7 protein-coding genes are annotated in these 8,007 nt (G+C 59.0%); 1 reads left to right on the top strand and 6 read right to left on the bottom strand.

What is annotated here, in order from left to right:
• Positions 1–109 precede the first annotated feature (109 nt).
• From ACNA0J_RS29395 to ACNA0J_RS29420, 6 genes are all read right to left on the bottom strand, one after another.
• Complete coding sequence (locus tag ACNA0J_RS29395; protein ID WP_415822555.1) at positions 110–1,237, bottom strand: methyltransferase; 1,128 nt, start codon at positions 1,235–1,237, stop codon at positions 110–112.
• 153 nt (positions 1,238–1,390) lie between these two features.
• Complete coding sequence (locus ACNA0J_RS29400; protein WP_415822556.1) at positions 1,391–2,392, bottom strand: Bug family tripartite tricarboxylate transporter substrate binding protein; 1,002 nt, start codon at positions 2,390–2,392, stop codon at positions 1,391–1,393.
• A 118-nt stretch (positions 2,393–2,510) separates the two neighbouring features.
• The gene (locus ACNA0J_RS29405; RefSeq protein ID WP_415822557.1) at positions 2,511–3,317 is read right to left on the bottom strand and encodes a citryl-CoA lyase; all 807 of its coding nucleotides are present in this window, start codon (positions 3,315–3,317) and stop codon (positions 2,511–2,513) included.
• A 50-nt stretch (positions 3,318–3,367) separates the two neighbouring features.
• A complete protein-coding gene (locus tag ACNA0J_RS29410; RefSeq protein WP_415822558.1) occupies positions 3,368–4,264 on the bottom strand; it encodes a dioxygenase family protein in 897 nt (298 codons plus the stop codon).
• Between the two features lie 31 nt (positions 4,265–4,295).
• The gene (oxlT, locus tag ACNA0J_RS29415) at positions 4,296–5,597 is read right to left on the bottom strand and encodes an oxalate/formate MFS antiporter (protein WP_415822560.1); all 1,302 of its coding nucleotides are present in this window, start codon (positions 5,595–5,597) and stop codon (positions 4,296–4,298) included.
• Between the two features lie 48 nt (positions 5,598–5,645).
• On the bottom strand, positions 5,646–6,788 hold the full coding sequence (locus ACNA0J_RS29420; RefSeq protein ID WP_415822562.1) for a CaiB/BaiF CoA transferase family protein: 1,143 nt from the start codon (positions 6,786–6,788) through the stop codon (positions 5,646–5,648).
• Between the two features lie 121 nt (positions 6,789–6,909).
• On the opposite strand from ACNA0J_RS29420, the gene ACNA0J_RS29425 reads away from it, so the two are divergent.
• On the top strand, positions 6,910–7,818 hold the full coding sequence (locus ACNA0J_RS29425; RefSeq protein ID WP_415822563.1) for a LysR substrate-binding domain-containing protein: 909 nt from the start codon (positions 6,910–6,912) through the stop codon (positions 7,816–7,818).
• The last annotated feature ends 189 nt before the right edge of the window (positions 7,819–8,007 follow it).

An 8,007-nucleotide genomic window follows, 5' to 3' on the forward strand; every position in this document is an offset into this window, starting at 1 on the left:
CGTTTGGGCTCGGGATGCGTGAGGGGGTATGGCTTTTTGGGGGGAATGCTAGGGCGGTGAATGCTAGGTGGTGAGTGCTAGGCGGTGAATGTGAAGCGGTGGGCGTGTGTTAATCGACGAGTGATAAGCGCCACAGCGAAGTGATTTCGGCTGCGCGGGCCGCGTGCAGCGGATCGGTGGGGTCTGATGCGCGGCCGTGGGTGGGGCGGGCGGTCAGGCGGTCTATGATGCGCAGGCCGGCGTTGGTGATCAGTGTGGACAGTTCGTCAGGAGCGCGTAGGCCCAGGTGTTCGGCCAGGTCTGAGAGGATCAGCCAGGCTTCGCCTTTGGGGGCGAGGTGTTTTGAGAGCCCTTGCAGGAATGCGCGCAGCATGCGGCTGTCGGGATCGTAGATTGCGTATTCGACGGGGGCGCTGGGACGTGCGGGCAGCCACGGGGGGTTGCAGATGATCAAGGGGGACTGGCCGTCAGGGAACATGTCGGTTTGCGTCAGGGTCACGTGTGACTGCAAGCCCAGCCGGGTCAGGTTTTCCTGTGCGCAAGCCAGGGCGCGTGGGTCCTGGTCGGTGGCAATGATGTGTTTGACGCCACGTTGTGCGAGGACGGCGGCCAGGACGCCTGTGCCTGTGCCGATGTCATATGCCAGCGATGTATCCGCGGGGAGCGGTGCGCGGGCGACGAGATCGATGTATTCGCCGCGTACGGGCGAAAACACGCCGTAGTGGGGATGAATGCTCGCATTGAGGGCGGGGATAGGAACGCCTTTCTTGCGCCACTCATGGGCGCCGACGATGCCTTGTAGTTCGCGCAGGGACGCCAGATAGGGGCCTGTGGCCGGGCCATAGGCCTCCAGGCAGGCCTGTTGTACATCGGGGGCTCGGCGCAGAGGGATGGTGTGGTCTGCATCGAAAGGCACTAGTACGCTGCCTAGCAGCCGGGCGCGTTGGGATTGCGCTTGGCGATGCTGGTTGAAGGCATCCAGCGGCGTGGCGGCCGGTTTGCGTTTTTTCTTGTCGATACGGCGTGCCAGCGCCTGCAATAACTGCCGCGCATTATGAAAATCACCGCGCCACAGGAGTTGCGTGCCTTCGCAGATCAGGCGATAGGCCGCGTCTGCCGATAACTGATCACCCGCGATTTGAACGCGTGTTGGCACAGGGGCTGCCGATTCGGAGCGCCAAAAGGCTGTCTGGGATTGGCCGGATTCGGTCCAATGGACGAGAGGTAATGCGGACATGGCAAAGGCAAAGGGTGAATGCCTGGCAATGTAGCAGGTTCTCCAATGTAGGGCTCAACTGCCTGTGAGGCCGGTCACTCACGTCAACCACCTATGCCGGTGTCCACAAAAACTCGATCACCACGCCCCGGCCAGGTGGCTCGGGGCGGCGATCTAATCTATCTGGGCACCCGACTGTGTGACGAGTTCAGCCCATTTGGTGATTTCATCTGGAGTGAATGTGCGCAGTTCCTCTGCGGTGAGAGGACGTTGTTCGATTCCCTGATTGCTGAGTTTCGCTGCCACGTCCTGATTGGAAAGTGCGGCTCGGGCGGCTTTTTGCAGGGTCTCGATGACGGGCGTTGGCGTGGCGGCAGGAGCGTAAATCATGAACCAGGCGACCAGGTCGAAATCCTTGCCGGTCTGTTCGGCTATGGTCGGGACGTCGGGTGCAGACGCGCTGCGTGTTGCACCGGAGCTACCCAATGCCCTCAGTTTGCCGGACTTGATGTGCGGCAGGGTCGCGGCGGGGTGATAGAACATGAACTGGGTTTGTCCTGAAATGACGTCGGTGACGGCCATGCCTCCTTCCTTATAGGGCACATGCGTCATTTCGCCACCCAGACGCATTTTCAGCAGTTCGCCGGCGAGGTGGCCCGAGGTGCCGTTGCCGGCCGATCCAAAGCTGATGCCCCCCGGCTTGGCGGCGGCCGTGGCCAGATCGTTGAGCGAGCGCAACGGCGAGTCGGCTTTGACGACCAGCAGGGTGGGCGTTTGGCCGACTAGCCCGATGGGAACGAAGTCTTTGACGGGGTCGTAGCCCAGTTTCTTGTAGAGGGTTTTGTTGATCGCGTGCGTGCCAACGGTGCCCATTACGATGGTGTATCCATCCGCGGGAGCGCGGGCGACTTGTTCGGTGCCGATCGTGCCGCCCGCACCGGCTTTGTTTTCAACAACGATGGTTTTCCCGAGCGACTCTGCCATGGCGTTGGCCATGATGCGTGCCACGGTGTCAGTGGATGTCCCGGGGCCGAAGGGGACAATCATTCTGATCGACTGTGTGGGGTAGTCCTGAGCGTGGGCCGAGGTGGCGAGCAGCGTCAGTAGGCAGGCGCTTGCTGCGATCGCCAGGGTTTTGTGTAGCAGTATGCTGAGAGGGGTATAGCGTGCCATCATGAAATCTCCTCCTGAGTTCTTGTTCTGTGTGCGGGCATGGGTTGCCGCCGCAGGCCACGGTAAACATGCGCCTGGGCGGACAGCGAGCCGCAGGGGCTGCGTGCTGCAGCCGTGTTGGTTATTGGCCTGAGCCAAATCCTGGCGGAACTTCACCGTCGTATTGCAATTCGCGTGTGGCTTGATAGGACAGCGCAAATCCTATGGACGCCTGGAGTTCTTCGGTGAGGTGCGCAATCAAGCCGGCCGTTCTGGCCAGAATGGGTACGCCTTTTAATGCGGCCAAGGGAAAGCCTACGCCCAGCAGCACAGCGGGGATCGCCGCCGAGACGTTGAGCCGGAGATCCTTGCCGATGATGGCTGGAATCTGTTTTTCTATTTCTTCGGCAATGGCGATGTAGTTCAGCTCCGCGCCGTTGATCCGGGCGACTTCGAGCAGCCGTGCGACACGGGGGTCTCGTTCCTTGTGCAGCGGATGGCCGTAACCCGGAATCGCTTTACGTGCTGCGCGGTACGCTTGCAGTTCTGCCTGAACCGCTGCTTCCAGCGTGGCGCCTGCGGCCTGGCGTTCTTGAATCGCAACGAACAACCGTCCTGCATATTCCGATGCTCCGAGAATGACCGAGCCGCATCCCAGGATGCCGGCCGCGACGGCGCCCTGCAACGCATCGGGCGCTGCGGCGAGGGTCATTCGGCTGGCTTGCACGCTGGGCACCAGGCCATGTTCCGCGATGGCAACCAGGGTGGCGTCGAGCACGGCCGTGGCAGTGGCGCTGGGGCGTTGACCCGTGACCAATAGATGAAAGTAATCCGTGAAGGAAATGTGGCCGATGAGATCTTTGCAGAGATCCTTGCCACGTACGACGATGGTGTGTTCGTCAGAGGTGCAGATCGCACTATGAGGGATAGTCGCTTTACCGATTTTCATGATGTGTCTGGAGCGTAGAGGGAATATCGTCAAGAGATGAGGGAGTTGATTCACACGCGAACGGGCGCAAGGCAGAAATCGAACGATGCGCTCCAAAATGGGGTGGCGAGCGTTCGGCCATCATGCGCGGTGCCGGGAGGATGATGTTGGAAATCGACGATCAAACTGTCTCGAACACCGAAGACCACGTCGGAGTCGATGTATGGGCTGTTGGCGACGAATAGGTGGGTGGTGATATCGACATAGCCGGGGGCGGAGAGTTTGAAATGGATATGGCCGGGGCGATTCGGGTGTTGCCCTATTTTGTTGATCATGAGACCCACAGGACCGTCCATGGGAATAGGGTAGTAGTTGGGCCGGATCGACCAGAATGCGTAGCGGCCGTCGTCGCCTGTCGCGAAACGTGCGCGTGCCAGCATGTCGGTTTGGCCCTCGATCTGCATGTCATAGACGCCTTCGCCGTCGCCTGACCAGACATCCAGCACGACACCGGAAAGGGGATTGCCTTGCAGATCCGTGACGCGGCCATGGTAGTAGGCGGGTTCGCCAGCGACACCGGCTGCGATGTCGCTGCCCATTTCCTTGAGTGGGGCGCCGGCCCAGTAGTACGGGCCCTGAACCGTCGCCTCGGTTGCGGCCGTCGCTGCGGCGCAGGCGGGGGCGATGGCCGATGCGCGGGCTTGAGCCGCCATGACGACTTGCATGGACGCGCCCAGTGTGTCGGATAGCAAGATGAACTCCTGCCGTTTATCGGTACAGGTTTGGCCGGTTTGCGTCAGGAATTCAATCGCAGACATCCATTCTTCGGGTGTGAGATCGACTTCGCGGATGAATTCGTGCAGCTTGGTGACGAGAGCCGTCATTAGCGTCTTGAATCGCGCATCCTGCGTGTCTGCCAATCGCGCAATCACCGCTTGCGTCAGGTCCAGACTTTGCTGATCGTTCAACTGTGTTCTCCTTTGGTCGTGTTCCAGGGCTTTACGCTTGTTTCTGCAGATGGGCATTATTCACCCAACGAATGCGCATGGGTTGCAGCACAAAGAACGCCAGCAGCGCTGCCAGAATGTCGAGCCCGGCGATGGAATAGAAGATCAGATCCCAGGATTGCGTTTTCTCGTATAGCAGCGCGGCGAGAGGGCCTCCCAGGATGGAGCCGACCGCGGTGGCGATCAGCAGATAGCCGAAATTCCTGGCGGCATGTGTTGTCCCGAATGCGTCGGCCTGCAGCGAAGGAAACAATGAATAGATTTCACCCCAGCCAAAGAACACGACCGCAGACAGCAAGACGAACGCGACAGGGTTCGATCCGAATTTGAGCAATAGCAGAATGGAGGCTGCTTCCATCAGAAAGGCGATCAGCATGGTTGGCTCGCGGCCGATCCTGTCGGATATCCATCCAAAAAAAGGACGAGTCAGTCCGTTCGCAGCACGATCCAGGGTGAGCGCGAGCGGCAGTGCCGCCATTCCCAACACGAGTGTCTGATCCGATATGCCGAAATGCACCGCGAGTGCGCCAAGTTGAGAGATGGCCATGAGTCCACCCGTGGCGACCAGGGCCATAATGAAAAACATGAGCCAGAATAACGGGGTGCGCAGCATTTCACGCGAGTTGAAATCACGTGTAGACGCCATCCCCGGCTGGGAAGGGAGTTCGGCGCGCGGCGGTGCGCTTGCGCGTTTCATGCCCAAGGACGCGAGCACGATGACGGCCGATAGCATCATGCCGAAAACCACCAAAGTCGTTTGCAGGCCGTGATCACGAATACTGGACGCGATGGGGAATGTGGTGACAATCGCACCGAGCCCATAACAGCCTGCCGCCATGCCGACGGCGAACCCTCTGCGGCGTGGGAACCACTGCACCATGAGCTCGATGACGGCGACATACACCCATCCTGTACCGATACCCGAGAGCACGCCGTAGGTGATATACAGCAGCGGCAGCGAGGTGACATAGGCCGAGCTTATCCAACTGAGCCCTACCAGCAAGCCGCCTGCCGCTGCAAAGGCCCGAGAGGAAAATCGGCTGGCCAATTCGCCATGCAGAGGGCCGATACCGCATTGAAAAATGCTGAACAACGCAAAGGTGACTTGCAGGGCCGACAGCGAAACGTCCAGTGAGCTTTTAAACGGTTGAACAAAAAGCGCCCAGACATACTGGGGGCTGGAGATTGCCATCATGGCAATCATGCCGAGTACCAGTTGAATCCACGGTTGGCTGCTGCGGCTTTGATCGGCTGGCCCTGAGGCAGCGATTGCGGGCGTTGATGAGAGCGTCACGGTTGTCTCCATTCATTATTTTTTCGGGACCTGCCACTCAATGTCGGTTCAGTTTTGCTTTGTCTGCAGTGCGGCCCTGATTTCAGCGCTGTGTTCGCCAAGCAGTGGCGGAGGAACGACGTCCAGAGGCCTTTCGCCATCGAAACTCACTGGCGATCGAACGGTCCTCCAGGCGCCGAGCGTCGGGTGCAATCCCTGAATTTCAAGTTGCAGATGTTTCGCCTGGGGATCCTGCAGCGCCTCGCTGGTGTCGTACATGGGCGCATGCGGAACATCCTCGGCCTCGAGCCGCCTGCACCATTCTTCACGAGTACGCGTCGCGAAAATCGAGCCCAATACATCGATCAGCGTGGCTTGATTGCCAATACGCGCCTCACGCGTGGCGAACCGCTCGTCCTGAAAAATATTCGGACGCTCAATCGCCCGGGCCAGGCCTTGCCAGAACTTTTCAGGCGAGGACATGTGCAGCGCTACCCATTTCCCATCTGCGCATTTCAACGTATAAGACTGCGAAACGCTGGGCCGGCTATACGGGCCCATCACCTCGTCTTCGGCGAAGAAATGCGTGAACGCGTCCAGGTTAAAGTGGCTCATCGCCTCCAGCATCGACACCTCGACAGATCGGCCCGTGCCCGTCCGGCCTCTTTCGACCAGCGCACCCAGAATGCCGTAGGCCGCATAAAAGCCCGTCAAGGCATCTGCAATGGCGGGGCCGACAACGCGAGGGTTTTCGGGATTGATCAACAGATTGAGAAAACCGCTCGCCGCTTGCGCCACCGTGTCATAGGCAGGCCGCCCCGCGGCAGGGCCGGTTTGGCCGAATCCGCTGATCGCACAGTAAATCAATCGTGGATTGATCTCACGCAGCCGTGCTTCGCTAGCGCCAAGGCGGGCCGCTGCACCCGGTCGAAAATTCTGGATGTAGACATCCGCTTCGCGTATCAGCGCATCGAAAACCTCGGCGTCTTCCGCCTGTTTGGTATTGAGCGTAATGCTGCGCTTGTTGCGGTTATAGGTCTGGAAATGCGGGCTGTAGAGTCCTCCCTTGAATGCGCGGAACGGATCACCCGTGTCAGGCTGTTCGACTTTGATGACATCGGCTCCCAGATCGGCGAGCAGCATTCCTGCCGCAGGGCCAGTGATGAACGTACCTTGTTCTACGACGGTGATTCCATCCAATACTTTGGCCATGCGTGTCGTCCTCGAGCGTAAGAAGGAGTGAGAGCTTGAGCAAGGCTAATCGAGCCAAACAAAAGATAGAAATGATTATTTTCTCCAGTTATCATTGATGGCATCGATTGATGGGGCCAGTATGGAATTACGTCATCTCAGATACTTCATTGCGCTGGCGGGGACATTGAACTTCACACGTGCCGCTGAAAGCGTGCACGTCACGCAATCGACGTTGTCTCATCAAATTCGCCAACTGGAAGACGAAATCGGGCAATCGCTCTTTGACAGGATTGGAAAGCGAGTCTTTCTGACTGAGGCGGGCGAGGCATTTCTGGAGTACGCCTCTCGCGCGTTATCCGAAATAGATCAAGGCCTGGGTGAATTAAAAGCGCGTGACGTTTCGATGTCGGGCGTGCTGCGAGTCGGCACCACGCATACGTTTAATCTGGGATTCATCCCCGAGTGCGTCGCTCAATTTCTGTCGCGGCATGCCACCGTGAAAGTCGTGATCGAGGAACTGCCGGCCGACGCCATCGTCGCCAGTCTGGACGCGGGCCAATTGGACATGGGTGTGGCTTATCGTCCCGAATTACGTTCTGGCTTACGTTTTGAGCCCTTATTCAACGAGGAACTTGTCCTCGTCGTGGCTAAGGCACATCCCTGGGCGCGTCGGAAGCGAATTCGTATGATAGAACTGCATCGAGAACCCTTGGTCATGTTGCCGCGCAGCTTTTCCACCCGTCGCATGTTGGACGAATTTTTCAGCGCAGCCGGCGCAGCGCCCAACATCATTGCAGAGATGAACACCGTAAACGCCATGTTCGGATTGATTTCTCGCATGCACGTCGGCGCCATCGTGGCAACCAGCGCCGTAGGCGAAAATAAAGGGCTATGCGCCCTGCCTCTGGAAGGCCCAACCCCCATGAGAACGCCGGGCCTTCTGTTCAAGAATGACCAACCCCCATCCAAGCTCGCAAGAGCCTTCGCAGCCCTGATTCGCAAGACAGCAATGACCTCTACACACAGTTCCAAACGGCCGGCGAAATAATCCTTCACTCTGGCTCGGTCATCACTAAACGCTGTCTCCTTCCCAGATGCATGCGTTGCTCAAACGCTACTGCTGGGCGTGGGATGCATGAGTGCTATTGGACGTCGAAGCGGGGCAGTGACCGTGTTGGCGCTTCACGGAGTCGGTCGGCCGCCTGCGCGTCCGACTACCGCATCGCTCGTCTCGTAC

It is taken from the genome of Bordetella tumbae (genome assembly GCF_965139195.1).
GTDB classification, from domain to species: Bacteria; Pseudomonadota; Gammaproteobacteria; order Burkholderiales; family Burkholderiaceae_B; genus Bordetella_A; species Bordetella_A tumbae.